Source organism: Xanthobacter agilis, from assembly GCF_021730435.1.
Lineage (GTDB): Bacteria > Pseudomonadota > Alphaproteobacteria > Rhizobiales > Xanthobacteraceae > Xanthobacter > Xanthobacter agilis.
Genome location: NZ_JABWGX010000007.1, coordinates 140,443 through 156,199 on the forward strand (window position 1 = coordinate 140,443; position 15,757 = coordinate 156,199).

Here is a 15,757-nt window from a genome sequence, read left to right on the forward strand (position 1 = left end):
TGGGCATCCGAGGGAGCCCGTCATGATGATGAGAATGCTCCTTCGTATCGCTGTGCCGGTGCTGGCGGCGGTCTCGACGCTGGCGGGACCGGCCGCCGCCTCGAAGCCCCTGAAAGCGGACGAGGCCTTCCGCCTGGAGGCGACGCGCGCCGCCGATGGCACGCTGGCCCTGCGCTGGCAGATCGCGCCCGGCACCTACCTCTATCGCGACAGCCTGAAGGCGGCGCGCGCCGGCACGCCCGTTGCCCTCGCCACTAGCCCCGGCGAGGCGAAGGACGACCCGAACTTCGGTGCGGTCGAGGTGTATCACCACGCGGCGGAAGCCACCGTCGGGGGCCTGCCGGCGCAGGGCGAGATCAAGGTGTCCTACCAGGGCTGCGCGGAGGCGGGCATCTGCTATCCCGTGGTGGAACGCGTGGTGGACCTCGCCAGCCTGAAGATCGAAACGGCTGGGTCGGAGTTCGCGGGGGCGGGCGCGACGCTGGCGCGCCTGAGCCCGGCGCCGCTGTCGTCGCCGCCTTCGGCCGGGGTGCCGGCCGGTGCGCAAGGCTCTCCCCCGATGGCGATCGCGCCAAAGACGATCACGCAAATGCCTGCCGCCGCGGGCCTTCCGGAGGACGCCGCGCCGGATCGGGCGTCGGCGCTGTTCGGCGGCAACCTGGCGGTGCTGCTGGTGGCTTTCCTGGGCTTTGGCCTGCTGTTGGCCTTCACCCCTTGCGTGTTTCCCATGCTGCCCATTCTCTCCGGCATCCTGGCCGGGGCGGGGGAACGGCCGGGACCCGCGCGCGGCTTTGCCCTTTCCGCCGCTTATGGGCTGGCGATCGCCGTTGCCTATGGGGTGCTCGGGATCGCGGCCGGCTGGTCGGGCGCGAACCTTCAGGCGGCGTTGCAGACGCAATGGGCGCTCGGCGCCATGGCGGTCGTGTTTCTGCTGCTGGCCCTGTCCATGTTCGGCCTGTTCGAGCTGGCCTTGCCGTCGGGGCTGGCGCGCCGGCTGCCCCAGGGCCGCGGCGGCTCTCTTTCCGGGGCCGCAGCGTTGGGCTTTGCCTCGGCGCTGGTGGTCGGCCCCTGCGTGACGCCGCCGCTCGCCGCCGCTATGCTCTATGCCGCGCAGACGGGCGATGCCGCGCGCGGCGGGGCGGCCCTTTTCATGCTGGGCCTGGGCATGGGCGCGCCGTTGATCCTGGTCGGCACCTTCGGCGCCCGCATTCTGCCGCGCTCCGGGCCGTGGCTCGTGCGCATCAAGCAGGTGTGCGGCGTGCTGTTCGTCGGCGTCGCGGCGGTGCTTGCCACACGCCTCATGCCGGCGCCGGCCGGCCTTGCCCTGTGGGGCGCGCTGGCGGTGGGCGTTGGTGTGTTCCTGGGTGGCCTCGATCGGAGCCGGCCCGGCCATCCGCCGGTGCTGCGGCTGGCGAAAGCCGCCGGGCTCGTCGCCTTGATCTATGGCGGCACCTTGCTGATCGGCGCCGCCGGCGGCGCGGGTGATCCGCTGCGCCCGCTCTCGTTTCTCGCGGCGGGGGCACACACCGCGCCGGCGCCCGCGCAGGAGGTGCGCGTGTCCACCCCCGCGGCTCTCGATGCGGCCCTCGCGCAGGCCGACGGACGGCCGATGCTGGTGTCGTTTACCGCCGGCTGGTGCACCGTGTGCAAATCGAACGAGCGGGTGATGGACGATCCCGCCATCCGCAGCCAGCTCGCGGGCCTGCCGCGCATCGCGGCCGACGTGACCGCCTATGGCGAGGGCGAGCGCGCCCTGATGTCCCGCTTTGCCGTGGTCGGCCCGCCGACCCTGTTCCTGGTGGACGGCGCCGGGCAGGAGCTGCCCGGCAGCCGCATCACCGGCGCGGTGACCGCGCAGGACATCGAAAACCTTGTAGCCAAGGCCAGACTGTGACCCCCAATTCGGAGATTGATATGCGACGCCGGGACTTCATCCGCCTCGCCGCCTTGTTCCTCGCCCCGCTGACGCTTGCGGCGGGGATCGGCGGCGCGCACGCCCAGGGCGTGGACGTGGAAGGCATCCTGCGGGACCCCGACGCCCCCATGGCCGGCAATCTTGACGGCGACGTCACCATTGTCGCCTTCTTCGACTACAACTGCCCCTTCTGCAAGAAGGCGACGCCGGACCTCGTGCGGGTGGTGAAGGAGGATGGGCGCATCCGCGTGGTCTACAAGGACTGGCCCATTCTCACCGAAGCCTCGGTCTATGGCGCCCAGCTCGCCCTTGCCGCCAAGTACCAGGGCAAATACGACGCGGTGCACGACGCCCTCATGGCCATTCCGGGGCGCAAGATCCCCAAGGAACAGATGCTGGAGGTGGTGAAGGGCTCGGGTGTCGACATGGATCGGCTCAACCTCGACCTTGCCCTTCACGGACCGCAGATCGCGACGCTGCTGAAGCGCAACAACGCCCAGGCGGAATCCATCGGCCTCCAGGGCACGCCGGCCTATCTCGTCGGGCCATTGCTCGCCTCCACCCTGGATTATGCCAGCTTCAAGCGTGCCATTGCCGAGGCCCGCCGCCGTCAGGCGACCGGGGAGTGAGCGCGCCGATGGACAGGGATTGCCCCGCCGTGTCCCCGGCTCCGCGCCCGTTTCCCCGCATCCTTGCGGTCCTGCTGCTGCCGCTGGCGCTTGGCGCCTGCGTCACCGCCTCGCCCAACGGGCCGCCGGCCGATGGCAAGGCGGGCATCTCCCCCAACGATGCCCGCCGCTATGGAGCGGTGCGGGACGGCGGCTTTTCCATTCCCGCGGTGGATCCGCAGGAGATGCAGCCGCGCAACGTGCGCCAGCTCGTGAACGACCCCACCGGACAGACGCCGGGAACCCTCGTGGTCGATCCGAAGAACCGCTTCCTTTATCTGGTGCAGGAAAATGGCAAGGCGCTGCGCTACGGCGTGGGCGTCGGCCGCGCGGGCATGGAGTTTTCCGGCACCGCCAGCGTCGGCTCCAAGCGCGAGTGGCCGAGCTGGCGGCCCACCGATGCCATGATCGCCCGCGAGCCCAAGAAATATCAGCCCTGGGCCGGCGGCATGGCGGGCGGGGCGGAAAATCCCCTGGGGGCCCGCGCGCTCTATCTGTACAAGGGCGGGCAGGACACCCTCTACCGCATCCACGGCACCAACGAGCCCTGGTCCATCGGCGAGGCGGTGTCCTCCGGCTGCATCCGCATGATGAACCAGGACATTATCGACCTTTACGGCCGCGTGCCGGGCGGCGCCAAGGTGGTGGTGCTGCCGATGTGACCCTTTTGCGGCGGGTGGCGGCCCGGCGAGGCCCTTGACGTTCCACCCGCAACACGCCGTAGCTGCGCCGTGGGGGAGGCGCGTGGGGCGCCTCGCGCAGCATGGGATGGGCCGCACCGTGCCTCGTGATATGTCCAGCGTTCCCGACACCATCGCCACCGCCGCCGGCGTGCTCTTCATCAACGGACAGGCGTCGGAAGGCACCCGTGCCGCCATCCGTCGCTTCGGCACCGCGCTCGGCGCCGAAGCGGATCTTTTGCTGCGCTGGGGCGAGGTGGTCCTGTTCGTGGAGGGCCATCCCGCCCCCATTATCCTGTCCGCCAAGCCCACCAGCGTCGACATGGGTAAGGTGGCCGCCGTCCTGCACCTCATCGACGAGGTGGCCGCGGGCCGCATGGGGCGCGACCAAGCCGCCACCGAGCTTGACGCCATCACCCGCCGCCCCCCGGTGAACGTGATCCGTTTCGCTGCCCTGGCGGCTGCGGGCGCGGTCGCCCTGGGGGTGATCTTCGGCGCGGTCACGCTTGCCACCATGGCGGTCATCGCCCTCAGCGCCTGCTGCGGCGCGTTGTTGCGGCGCGCGATCTCCCATCTGTCCACCAACGCGCTGATCCAGCCGTTCGCCGCCGCGTTGCTCGCCGGCGTGGCCGGCGTCATCGCCATCCAACTCGACATCGGCGTCGATCCGCGCCTGGTGCTGGTGTGTCCGTGCATGGTGCTGGTGCCGGGGCCCCATGTGCTCAACGGCACCATTGACCTCGCCCGCTCCCGCATCACCATCGGCTCCGCACGGCTGGTGTTCGCCGGGCTCGTGGTGCTGATGATCTGCTCCGGGCTGCTGCTCGGCCTCACGGTCGGCGACTTCAGGCTTCCGACCGAAGGACCTGCGACGGTGGTGCCATGGTATCGTGATGTGGTCGCTGCGGGGATCGCGGTGGCGGCCTACGGCACCTTCTTCAACATGCCATGGCGCATGCTTCCGGTCCCGGTGCTGGTGGGCATGCTGGCCCACGGGGTGCGGTGGCTGCTGCTGGCCTCCGGTGTGAGCCTCGCCGCCGGCAGCCTCGCCGCCTGCCTGATCGTGGGGCTGATCGCGGCGCCGGTGGCGGCCCGGCTGCGCTATCCATTCGCCGGCTTCGCCTTCGCCTCGGTGGTATCAATGGTGCCGGGGGTGTTCCTGTTCGAATCAGCGGCGGCGCTGGTGGAGCTGACCACGCAGGGCGCCTCGGCCTCCGCCCAGCTTCTCGTGAGCGCGACCGTGAACGGCATCACCGCGCTCATCCTCATCCTCGCCATGACCGTTGGCCTCATCGTGCCGAAGATGCTGTTCGAGAACTACAAGGGCGGCCCGCGCCGGCTTGGATGACCGTCCGCGGCCGCCGCCGGAAGCCTGATGCTCGCAAGACAGCCACAGGCAATCATCGGCCCCTAAGGGAGGCCGTATTCAGAGCGCGGAGCGACCTGGCGGCGGGCCGTCGCGTGCCCTGGGGGGACGGCGGGCATGACGCTCGTGTTTGCGACCGGCGACCGCCAGAGGCGCCGAGCGGAGGAGCCAAGCGCCTGTGACCGGTCATCGCCGGCGCGAGGGGCGCGGCTCCGACTCATGGGCCGCAACGGTCCCGCCTTCGACGGCGCCCACCCGCTGGAGCAAGCCCGCCTTTGGCGTGGCGCGTCCCGCATTTCCGCCTTTCCCAGCCCGCGATGACGCAGCGGAGAACCACCTGCCATGATTAACCCCTTCATTCCGGAAATGCGGCCCAACGGTCGGTCGGAGAGGGCCGAGGAGGTCACCCTCAGCATCTGCATGCCGACCCGCAACCGGGCGCAGGCCCTGGACTATGTGCTGCCGCAGATCAGAACATGGAGCGAAGGGTGGGGCTTTTCGTATGAGATCGTGGTCTCGGACGACAGTTCAACCGATGCCACGGCCGATGTGGTCGAGCGTTTCCGCGCCCAGGGCATGCCCATCCATTATTTCAAGCAAGTCGAGGCGAAGGGGCCGTCCAACCCGCTCAGCGCGCTTCACCGCGCGCGCGGCAAGTATCTGATCGCGTTGGCCGACGATGCCCTGCTCATTCCCGATGCGGTGGCCGACACCATCCGCTTCATGCAGTCCAACCCGGACATCTGCGCCTGCTACGCGCCCTGGGAGATCTATGACGATGTCGGCAACGTCAACGGGGAATTGTCGCATCTGCAGCCGGATGAACTGAAGATCTTCCGGCCCGGCGACGAAGCGGACCTGATCGGACACATCGTCCAGCACCATATCGTTCCCGAGGTCGCGGTGTATCGCGCAGACGCGGTGCGCATGATCGTCTCGACCCCGCATCTGTGTCATTGGGCCTTCAGCCACCTCACGACGGTGTCGGCGAAAGGGCCCGTGGCGTTCCAGCGGGCGCCCTGCTACCGCGCGATGCCCCGCGACCCCGGACAGCCGGGCAACGCGCAGGCGGATCTCGCGGCGGCGGTGAACTCCTGGGACCAGTATCGCGGCGGTGTCGAATACATGGTGTTCAGCCTGCTGCGCCGCCGCAATATTTCCGCCACCGAGGAGATGGCGAGGTCGTTCCGCGGTCTCATCGACCATTTCATGGAACACCGCATGCGCCTGGCGCTGCGCGCGGCATTCAAGGCCAAGGATTACATCACCGTCTACGAGATCATTTGCCGTATCTGCCACCTCAATCCGAGCCTCACCGGCACTTTCGAGCATAGCGATCGGCTTCCGTTGATGGTCATGGCGCAGACTCTCGCGCGGTTCGCCAACAGCATTGCCGAGGTCGAGCGGCTGCTGGTCGCGGGCGTGGACGACGGGCAGGTTCTCGGGCAATTGCTGCGGGATGTGGGACTTGAGCGGCGCATCCTCGTGATCCCCCCACCGGCCAATCCCTCGGCGAAGAACTTGCGGACCTCCGTGGTGTTCATCGCCCGTGAGGAGCTGCGACAGTCCTTCCTGGACCAGGGCTATCCGCCGGCCATGATCATCAGCGAGGGCGAGGTCGGCGCGTCGCTGCTGCTTTAAGCGGGTTCACGCGCAACAGCTTCCGGTTCGCCGGCAGAAGATGCGTCGGATGACGCCCTGAACGCGATGGCCACGCGCCACGCGGGCGCCAATGGCGGGGCCGCCGGCGCGGCAGCTGGCGCGGACGGCCTGGAGCAGTACAGGCCGGCGCCAGCCTCCGAGCCTATCGTGACGATAAGGGGAGCGCATTCAAACTGCGCCCATGCGAGGAAGAGATGCCAGACGCCACGACAGCGCCGGCTTGGAACGGACGAGGCGCCTGATGCCTCGCCGTGCGAGCGCCCATCTCCGTCTTGTCTCCGACGCGCACGTGCGACGGCACTTCGATCATATTCCGGGTGAGGATACCGCGCGTGATCTTCTCGCCAGGGTCAATGCGCGTGCCCCGGCAGGCGCTCCGGTGCGGCCCGGAGCGCGGCCCCTCTGGATTTACGGTGCCTCCGCCCTCGGCCGGCGCGGCCACGCCTATTTCCGGGCGGTGGGCCAGGCGGTCTCCGGCGTGATCGACGCCGAGGCGTCCGCTTATGTGAACGATCCGGCCTGGGCGGGTATCTGCATGCTGGCGCCGGACGTGGTGCCGGCGGGAGTCCGAGCCGGGGCGCTGGTCGCGATCGCTGACGCCGGCCGGCCCTTTACGCAGACCGAAGAGATGCTGAACGACTTGGGCTGGCGCCATTGCGTCCCCCTCCACGACGTCACCGAGGCCTTCGTCGATCAGCGGCCCCTCGCCAGCGGCTGGTTCGCGCCGCGCCTCGGTGCGGACGAGCTGGAGGCCGCCGGGCGGGTCCTCGGGGGCTTCAGTGATGCGGAATCGCGGGCCCATTACCTGCGCGTCGCCGCCTGGAGATTCGCCCGGCAGGAATGGGACTTCGCGGGCGCTCCGGTGGAGCCGGCCACCTGTTTCTTCATTCCGGACGTCACGCGCGCGCTCCGGCCTGGAGAGCGGGCGCTGGACGGCGGCGCGCACCATGGCGCGGTCATCGCCCGGCTTCTGGAGCGGGCGCCCGGCCCGATCTCCGCCATCTGGGCCGTGGAGCCGGATCCCGACAACCGGGCCGCCCTTCAGGCCTGGGTCGATCAACTCGATCTGGATTTGCGCGCCCGCGTTCTGATCCTGGATGCCGTTCTCGGCGACCGCGCCGCTGCGGTTCGCTTTCATCGCGGATTGGGCCCGTGCTCGCGCATCGCCGCGAGCGGCCAGACCTTGCGGGCAGCGGTGCCGCTGGATGCGCTCGCGCTCGATCCGAGCTTCGTGAAGCTGCATCTGGAGGGCGGCGAGCTCAAGGCCCTGGTGGGTGCCCGGCAAACCCTGCTGCGCCACCGCCCGATCATTGCCGCCACGGTCCATCACGATGCCGCCGGCCTCATCGATACGCCGGCGTGGCTCATGCGTGAACTTCCCGATTACGCCGTGCTCATGCGCACCCATGGTTGGTGCGGCAGCGGCGCGGTCCTTTATGCCATCCCCAAGGAGCGCACCCTCCCATGACCGTCTTTGCCGATTCCAGCCGGTTCATCATGGACCTCGGCCTGAACACAGGCGACGACACCGCATATTTTCTGGCCAAGGACTTCGAGGTGGTCGCGCTCGAGCCCGACCCGACCCTGGCGGCCACCGCGCGCGCGCGGTTCGCCGATGCCATCGCCGCCAAGCGCCTCACGGTGGTGGAAGCGGCCGTGGACGCCGTCGAGACCGAGAGCGGTGCGGCGCCGGGTCTGACGCTCGGCGATCTGTTCGACCGGTTCGGCACGCCGCGCCACATCAAGGTCGACGCGGGCGACGCCAATCAGGTGGTTCTGAATCACCTGCTCCGGCAGCTGGTGAAGCCGCTTTCCGTCGCGGTGAAGGATGCGGGGGCGGGCCTTGCCCTCATCGCCACGCTGGGCGCCTGCGGCTACAACGGGTTTCAGCTGGTGGATCTGGCCGATGTCGAAGCCATGACCGATCCGGACGTGCCGGATTACGCCTTCACCGGCGCATCCTGCGGCCCCTTCGGGGAGGCGCTGCCGGGTCCCTGGCTGTCCCAGGAGGCGATTGAAGACCTCTACGCCGCCACGGTGAGCACCCGCGAGGGTGAGCGGCGCGCACCGCCCAGCCACGCCTTCTGCATCCACGCCGTTCGCCTTTAGAGCATGTCACGCGAACCGGATTCCGGTTCGCGTGAGGAAAATGGGGCTGCAAAGCGTGGAGCGGATGACGCGAGCCGGTGCGAAGGGAAAACGCCTTAAGGCGCATCCGCGCAGGGGCTGGCGCGATCGCGCAGCTTCTCTTCGCGCGGCGGCCGATTCGAGCGCGCTTGAAAATGCCCGAGGGGGTCCCTGGTGCGAACTTGGACCTGTTCTGCTCGCGGAACAGGGAGGGGGCGCCATAGGCTGGCTTCTCCACCGGCGCGACGCTGAGGGTGCAGCTTGGTGGCGCGATGCGACAAGGGTTCCAGGGGAAGAGCCGAAGATGGCCGCCACGCACCTTCTGAGGCGCTCTCGCGGCCGGTCTGGAGGACGCCGATCGGGTGGACCCTGCGCTGACCCGATGACGGCCTTCGCGCCCGCTGGCCGACCCTGACGGCGGCCTGTGTTTCGCGACAGCATCGCTGGCGCATCCCTGGCTGGGATGGAGGACCCGACCAAGGTTTGGGAAGTCAACGTGTGTGGGGGGAACCGGGCGAGGCGGACGTCCGGGAGCCGACGGCCTCCCTTGTCCAGGGGCGCGGGCATGAGTCCGAGGAAAATGTCCGTGAGAAAGAAATGGCTCCCCGAGCAGGACTCGAACCTGCGACCATTCGATTAACAGTCGAACGCTCTACCAACTGAGCTATCGGGGACCAGGTCGTTCGCGACCGAGGCCGGCGATATAGCAACCGGTTTCCTGCTTGTGAAGCCCAAAAGCGGACGGCGTGATCGCAGCCTGTGGAAATCCTCCGGCCGCGGCGGCCGGAGGACGGGGTGAAATCAAGCGGGCAGAAGGGCGCTCGGGTCGTCGCCGGCGGTGTCGCGCTCGTGGGTGAACTGCAGGTGATAGAAGCCGTAATAGCGACCCTTCCGGGCCAGCAGTTCCTCGTGGGTGCCTGATTCCATCACCCGGCCGCCATCGATGACGCAGATCTTGTCCGCGCGGACCACCGTCTGTAGGCGATGGGCGATGACGATGGTGGTGCGCTGGTGCTGAAGCTCATGCAGCGCCTTCTGCACTTCCGCTTCCGATTCGCTGTCGAGGGCGGCGGTGGCTTCGTCGAGCAGGAGGATCGGCGCGTTCTTCAGGAAGGCGCGGGCGATGGCGATGCGCTGGCGTTGGCCGCCGGAGAGCTGTGCGCCATGCTCGCCCACGGCCGTGTCGTAGCCGGTCTCGAAGCCCATGATGAAGTCGTGGGCATGGGCGGCGCGGGCGGCGGCGACGATCTCCTCCTCGGTGGCGCCGGGCCGGCCGTAGCCGATGTTGTCGCGGACCGTGCCCGAGAACAGGTAGACATCCTGGCTCACCAGCGCGACAGCGGCCCGCACGGAGCGGCGGGTGACCGCGCGCGTGTCCACCCCGTCGAAGGTCACCACGCCCGCCTGCGGGTCGTAGAAGCGCTCGATGAGGTTGATGACCGTGGTCTTGCCGCCGCCCGACTGGCCCACCAACGCTGTGGTCTGGCCCGGCTCGGCGACGAGGTCGATGCCGCGCAGCACCGGTTCGCCGGGGCGATAGCCGAACACCACGCCGCTGAATTCGACCCGCCCATGGGGGCGCGGCAAATCGGGCATGCCGGGCGGGTCCTCTTCCGGAGCCTTCGAATCAAGCAGCTCGAACAGCATGCGGGCGCCCATCATGTGGGTCACCAGGTCCACATGCAGGCGGGCGAGGCGCTTGGCCGGCTCATAGGCGAGCAGGAGCGCGGTCAGCACCGAGAAGAACTCGCCCGGCGACTTGCCCACCACGATCACGTTGTAGCCGGCGTAGAGGATGACGCCGCCGATGGCGAGCCCGCCCAGCGTCTCCATGAGCGGGCTCGACTTCGCCTGGGTCTTGACGAGGCGATTGGCGTTGCGCTCCACGTCATCGATATAGGCGTGGGTGCGGGTGCGCATCTCCGGTTCGAGCGTGTAAGCCTTCACCGTTCGGATGCCCTGGAACACCTCCAGCGCGATGGATGAGAGCTTCACACCCGACTTGAAGCCGGTGGTGAACAGCCCCTTGGCGCGGCGGATGAGCTTGCGGGTGCCGAACACGGCAACCGGCATCACCACCAGGGCGATCAACGCGAGGAACGGATCCTGCACGATGGCGACGGTCGCCAGCATGAGCAGGGACAGCATGTCGCGCCCGATGGAGGAGATGACCAGATCCAGCGTGCCGCGCGCGCCGTTGGCGCCGGCATTGAAGCGGGAGGAGACCTCCGCCGTGTGCCGCCTGGCGAAAAAGGACACGTCCTGAAGCATCAGCTTGTCGAAGGCGCGCTTCTGATTGTCGGCGACGATGCGGTTGCCGACCCGCGACATGGTGATCGACTGCCCGTAGGCCGACGCGCCCTTGATGATGGACAGCAGCATCACCGCGCCGGACACCAGCCAGACGCCCTCAGGGGTCGGGTGGATGAAAATGGCGTTGACGGCATCCTTCATCAAATAGGCGAGGGCGGCCGTGCAGGCGCCCATCATCGCCATGAAGGAAAAGGCGAGGGCATAGCCCTTCCAGTGTCGCTTGCCATCCGAGAGCAGGAGCCGGCGCAGGATCGACACCGTCTCGTCATTGCTCACGGGCTCCCGCGACGGGGGGACCGGTTTTGCTTTCATGCGGTTCTCCGGCGGCGGGCACGGGCCGGCCGCTTGGTGCGCAGTTCAAGCGCCATGGCCGCGGCAAGTCAATGGACGCCGTCGTGCGCTGCAAGCCGTGTCGGATCGGATGGCGCCTGGGCGGTAATGCCGGGCGTGATGGCCGTAAGGTTTGGCGGCCGACGCTGCGCGCGAAAATGGAGGCCACGGAGGGAATCGAACCCCCGTACACGGATTTGCAGTCCGCTGCGTAACCACTCCGCCACGTGGCCTCACGAAGTGCGGTTCTTACGGCGGGGGAACCTTATGCGCAAGGTCGCATCAGGCGATTTCCACGGGGTTTCGAAACCTCAGATGTCGCGTCGCGATTTCGAAACCGGCGGAAAAGATCGGGGAGTCCCCACACAAACCCTGTGTCTATCGTGCCGATGGAAAATATGAGGGTTGAGTTAAGGTCTCGGCCGGGCAGGGGTCTGAAGTATACCAAAAAGGGTATTGTTCAATGACGTAATGTCACGTACGGTCTTACCGTTGCAGCTTCCATGTGGACCGAGTTTCAAGGCCGTTTCTGATGCGTATAAAGTTTGGCGCAACTGGTATATTGGTAGCTATTGCGGTATTTTTAGCGCTAGTTTCAAGTTATTGGGTCTATTCGGAGTATTCATTTACCGCATCGCGGCGGGATGTTCTGGCTGCTGGGCGTCTGCGGGCGCAGCAAGTTGCCGAAGCGGCGCGCCAGCAGCTGTCTGCCACACTCCGGGGGGTGGACTATTTGCTTCAGACCTTGCGCCGGGATTACGCCCGCGCGCCCGAACGCTTCAAGTTGCTCGCGACGCAGGGGCTCGCTCTGTTGCCGGCATCGGCCGAAGCTCAGATTCTCATCTATGATGCGCAGGGACGCCTTATTGAAACCAGCGGCGTGGCCCCAGCTTGGCACAGCATCGCCGATGCGTCGTTCTTTCAGGAGCAAAGGGCACAGGCCTTCGACGACGGGCTCACCATGGGTGAGGCGCGGCGTGAAGAAGCCGGCACACGCTGGGTGGTGCCGATGGCGCGTCCGATCCTGACGACCGAAGGGTTCGGTGGCGTCATTGTCATGCTGGTGTCGCCGCAGTTTCTTTCCGAAGAGTTGTCGCTGGTGGTGCTGGGGCGCAACGACACGGTCGGCGCGGTTCATATCCCCGATGGTACCTACCTCGCGCGCAGCAGCGAGGTAGGTACCTTGCTGGGCCGGGCGGTGAAGGTTTCGCGCCCGTATCTGAGGCCCGATGCGCCTGCGCAGGGCGTGTTTACGGCGGTGGCGACCCATGAGCCCATCGAGCGCATCTATGCCTGGGCGCGGCTCCGCGATCTGCCGGTCGTCATCTTCGTGGGCTTGTCCACGGCCGATATGCTGGCGCCGCACGATGCAGCCGTCACCGCTCACCGTTGGACGAACCTGCTCGGGACATTGGCACTGATCGGGCTAGCCGCCGCCCTGATTCTTCTCGCCCTTCGGAACGTGCGCCAACGCGCGGCCCTTGCCCGGCAAGAAGCCCTTTATCACGCGCTGTTCGACCAGAACCATTCGGTCAAGCTGCTGACGGATCCGAGAGATGGACGGATTCTTGCCGCGAACGCCGCCGCCGCGAGCTTTTACGGCTATACGCGCGAGCAGCTGACCGGGATGAACATCGCCGATATCAACTGCCTGTCCCGCGATGAAATTGCCCGTTGCATGGCGGAGGCCAAGACCGGGGTGCCTCCCTCCTTCGTCTTTCCCCATCGGCTCGCGTCCGGCGCCATCCGCATGGTGGAAGTCTTTTCGGGGCCTGTAACGGCGGGCAAGGACACAGCCCTTTATTCGATCATCCACGACGTGACCGATCGGTTCGAGCTGGAGCGCAGCCTGAGGGAGAGCGAAGCGCGCTATCGCGGCATCTTCGAGGCTGTTCCGGCCGGCATGCTGCTGGTGGATGAGAGTGGCGAAGTGGTCGCGTGGAACGAGCAGGCCCTGCAGATTTTGCGCTCCGACGCGGCGGGCCTGAAGGCGCGCGCCATTCCTCTCCTGGACGCCAAGGGCGAGGCGGTGCCGCATGCGCGCCGTCCCTCGGTCCGCTGCCTCCAGGAGGACATTCGCGAGGAATTGTACATTGTGAGCGACGCTGAAGGCCGCCGCGTGTGGGTCAGCGTGGAGGGGCGGCGATTCCAGCCGGCGGGCGCAGGTGCGCCGACCGGTGCCATCCTTGCTTTTTCGGACATCACCCGCGCGGTGCAACTCGAAGAAGAGGTGCTCATCAGCGAGCGCGTCTTCGAGGCCGCGGCGGAAGGCATCATGGTCACCGACGGCAAATGGGAGATCATTCGCGTCAATCCGGCCTTTGGCGAGATCACGGGGTATCGCGCCGAAGATGTGCTGGGGCAAAAGCCCAAGATGCTGGCCTGGGGACGCAACGGGCTCAGCTTTTACCGGCCGATCTTCAAGAGTCTCGCCACCAAGCGGAGCTGGGAAGGCGACATCGCGAATCGACGCCGAGACGGCAAGCTGTCGGTCGAGCGCACGGTGGTCAGCGCCATCGTGCAGTCGGATGGCCGGCTTTCGGGCTATGTGGCGCTGATGTCGGACATCACGGCGCGCAAGCACCAGGAAGAGGAAATCTGGCTGCGGGCGAATTTCGATGCGCTGACCGGGTTGCCGAACCGCACCCTGCTCGCCGACCGGATCGAACAGGCGCTCACCCTGAAGCGCCATCCGCAGGGGCTGGTGGGCGTTCTGTTCATTGATCTCGACCGGTTCAAGCCCGTGAACGATCGCTGGGGGCATGCGGCGGGCGACGAACTGCTCACGCTGGTTGCCCGCCGCCTGTCGGGCGCCATGCGCGCCGAGGATACGGTGGCGCGCGTGGGGGGGGATGAATTCATCATTTTCCTGCCGCGAATCGAGACGCAGGACGAAGCCATGGCGGTCGCGACCAAGGTGCTCGACCTTCTGAACGAGCCGTTCACGTTGTCGGTCGGCGAGGCGAATATTTCCGCATGTGTGGGCGTGGCGGTGGGCCGCGCCGGGATCACGAGCGCCGAGAGCCTGATCCGTCGCGCGGATGCCGCCATGTATCGGGGCAAGACCAGCGGCCGCTCGCGCGTTGTCGCCTTCGCCGAACAGGAGGAGCAGGCGACCGCCTGATGGCCGCGACGGAGCCGGCGCGCGAGCGCGGTGGCGGGACCGTGGGGCCTCACGGCTCCTCGGGCAGGGGGCCGATGCGGGTGCTGTCCTCGCCTTTGTGAACGGCAATGCCCATGCGGAAGCTCATGGCCATGCGTTCGGCATGAGCGATGGCGCGCAGGGCCGCCTCGTGATCCAGCACCCGCCGCGCGACTGGGCGAAACAAGGTCAGCCAGCGGGCGAAATGGGCGTCGCCGACGGGGCCGAGCGTGAGATGCGGGGGCAGGGGACGCCCGTCATAACGCTTGCTCTTGCGCAGCACGGACGACCAGAAATCGCACATCTTGGCCAGATGGGCCGGCCACGCCTCGGGCGCGATCTTTGCCGCGAACACCGGGCCGATGAGCGGGTCCGCGCGCACCGCATCGTAGAAGGAGTAAACGAGATCGTGGATCGCGGCCTCGGATGGGGCGTCGGGCGCGGCTTCCGCGAGGGGGATGGCATTGGTCATGGCCGCAGTCTCCGCTTGCCTGAAGGTTGAGATGATGGTGCGTCGGAAATCGGCCGAAGCAAGGTCCCTCCGGTGCGGTGCGACGCGCTGCCACGGCGCGCGCCGCGCGCGACCTTGTGGCAGCCCGCGCGCGGGGGTGCGGCAAGCCTCCTTTGGCGCCTTGCAAAAGGGGCCGCAATGTGGCTCTTGAAGCCGAGTTGACCCGCCGGGCCGCCCCGCCAAGGCGCCCGGGCGTTGTGGTCCGGAGGGAAGACATGATCGATTTCGTCGAGCTTCGCCGCGGCATGGTGGACGGGCAGGTCCGCACCAACGACGTGACGGACCATCGCATCGTCGGCGCCATGCTCGATATCCCGCGCGAAAAGTTCGTGCCCCCGGCGCTGAAGTCGCTGGCCTATATCGACGACGATCTGCTGATCCGCCCGGCCGCGGGCATGACCCCGGCGCGCTATCTCATGGAGCCCATGATTCTGGCGCGGCTGGTGCAGCTCGCGGACGTGGACGAGAAGGACCATGTGCTCGACATCGGCGCCGGCACCGGCTACGGCGCGGCCCTGCTGTCGCGCCTCGCGCAGCAGGTGGTGGCGCTGGAGGAAGAGGCGGATCTCGCCGCCGCCGCCAACACTGCCCTCTCTGGCCTGGGCGTGGACAACGTGGCCGTGATGCAGGGGCCGCTCGCCGCCGGCTGGGCCGCCGAGGCGGATTACGACCTGATCCTGATCGAAGGCGCCGTGGAGGTGATTCCCGATCATCTGTTCGGCCAGCTCAAAGAGGGCGGGCGTCTCGTCGCGGTGATCGGGAGCGGTGGCGCGGGGCAGGCCAGCCTGTTCACCAAGATTGCCGGAAAGCCCAGCGAGCGGGTCGCCTTCAACGCCGCAGTGCCCCCGCTGCCGGGCTTCAAAGCGGCGCCGCGCTTCGTTTTCTGACCCCCCTGTGGCGCGATTGCCGCGCTAATCCGAAAAGCGACGGGGGAATCGAACCACTTGGTTTCGTTACCCCCGCGCTGCGGATATCTTGCCACTTCGTTACCGCGCGGCGGGTGCGTTGTGCGCACTGGGATGGCGTGCCGTGCCCGGTCCAGG

At 67.7% G+C, this 15,757-nt stretch carries 11 protein-coding genes and 2 tRNA genes; 9 read left to right on the forward strand and 4 right to left on the reverse strand.

What is annotated here, in order from left to right:
- The first annotated feature begins 34 nt into the window (after window positions 1–34).
- The 7 genes from dsbD to HUW53_RS07145 all read left to right on the forward strand — a co-directional run bounded on the left by dsbD (window position 35) and on the right by HUW53_RS07145 (window position 8,400).
- Complete coding sequence (gene dsbD / locus HUW53_RS07115; RefSeq protein WP_237345054.1) at window positions 35–1,894, forward strand: protein-disulfide reductase DsbD; 1,860 nt, start codon at window positions 35–37, stop codon at window positions 1,892–1,894.
- A gap of 20 nt (window positions 1,895–1,914) precedes the next feature.
- The gene (locus HUW53_RS07120; protein ID WP_237345055.1) at window positions 1,915–2,544 is read left to right on the forward strand and encodes a DsbA family protein; all 630 of its coding nucleotides are present in this window, start codon (window positions 1,915–1,917) and stop codon (window positions 2,542–2,544) included.
- Window positions 2,545–2,573: 29 nt separating this feature from the next.
- The gene (locus tag HUW53_RS07125) at window positions 2,574–3,245 is read left to right on the forward strand and encodes a L,D-transpeptidase (protein WP_307499904.1); all 672 of its coding nucleotides are present in this window, start codon (window positions 2,574–2,576) and stop codon (window positions 3,243–3,245) included.
- A gap of 130 nt (window positions 3,246–3,375) precedes the next feature.
- Window positions 3,376–4,611 (forward strand): threonine/serine exporter family protein, encoded by a 1,236-nt coding sequence (locus tag HUW53_RS07130; protein ID WP_237345057.1) that lies wholly within the window; start codon window positions 3,376–3,378, stop codon window positions 4,609–4,611.
- A gap of 360 nt (window positions 4,612–4,971) precedes the next feature.
- On the forward strand, window positions 4,972–6,270 hold the full coding sequence (locus tag HUW53_RS07135) for a glycosyltransferase family A protein (RefSeq protein WP_237345058.1): 1,299 nt from the start codon (window positions 4,972–4,974) through the stop codon (window positions 6,268–6,270).
- Window positions 6,271–6,670: 400 nt separating this feature from the next.
- Entirely contained in the window at window positions 6,671–7,759 is a 1,089-nt protein-coding gene (locus HUW53_RS07140) for an FkbM family methyltransferase (RefSeq protein ID WP_237345059.1), read from the forward strand.
- Entirely contained in the window at window positions 7,756–8,400 is a 645-nt protein-coding gene (locus HUW53_RS07145; protein ID WP_237345060.1) for a class I SAM-dependent methyltransferase, read from the forward strand. Before HUW53_RS07140 ends, HUW53_RS07145 begins: the two co-directional genes overlap by 4 nt.
- Window positions 8,401–9,016: 616 nt before the next feature.
- Here HUW53_RS07145 and HUW53_RS07150 read toward each other — a convergent pair.
- The 3 genes from HUW53_RS07150 to HUW53_RS07160 form a co-directional block, all read right to left on the reverse strand.
- Window positions 9,017–9,092, reverse strand: a tRNA-Asn gene (locus tag HUW53_RS07150).
- Window positions 9,093–9,219: 127 nt separating this feature from the next.
- Complete coding sequence (locus tag HUW53_RS07155) at window positions 9,220–11,007, reverse strand: ABC transporter ATP-binding protein (protein ID WP_237345061.1); 1,788 nt, start codon at window positions 11,005–11,007, stop codon at window positions 9,220–9,222.
- A gap of 213 nt (window positions 11,008–11,220) precedes the next feature.
- A tRNA-Cys gene (locus tag HUW53_RS07160) sits at window positions 11,221–11,294 on the reverse strand.
- 299 nt (window positions 11,295–11,593) lie between these two features.
- Here HUW53_RS07160 and HUW53_RS07165 point away from each other — a divergent pair.
- Window positions 11,594–14,185: a sensor domain-containing diguanylate cyclase gene (locus HUW53_RS07165; RefSeq protein ID WP_237345062.1), complete on the forward strand. Its 2,592-nt coding sequence runs from the start codon at window positions 11,594–11,596 to the stop codon at window positions 14,183–14,185.
- Window positions 14,186–14,234: 49 nt separating this feature from the next.
- Here the strand turns inward: HUW53_RS07165 and HUW53_RS07170 are convergent, their stop codons facing one another.
- Window positions 14,235–14,675 carry a group III truncated hemoglobin gene (locus HUW53_RS07170; RefSeq protein ID WP_237345063.1) on the reverse strand — a complete coding sequence of 147 codons (441 nt, stop codon included), beginning with the start codon at window positions 14,673–14,675 and terminating at the stop codon, window positions 14,235–14,237.
- 254 nt (window positions 14,676–14,929) lie between these two features.
- Between HUW53_RS07170 and HUW53_RS07175 the strand changes: the two genes are divergently transcribed.
- A complete protein-coding gene (locus tag HUW53_RS07175; RefSeq protein WP_237345064.1) occupies window positions 14,930–15,601 on the forward strand; it encodes a protein-L-isoaspartate O-methyltransferase family protein in 672 nt (223 codons plus the stop codon).
- The last annotated feature ends 156 nt before the right edge of the window (window positions 15,602–15,757 follow it).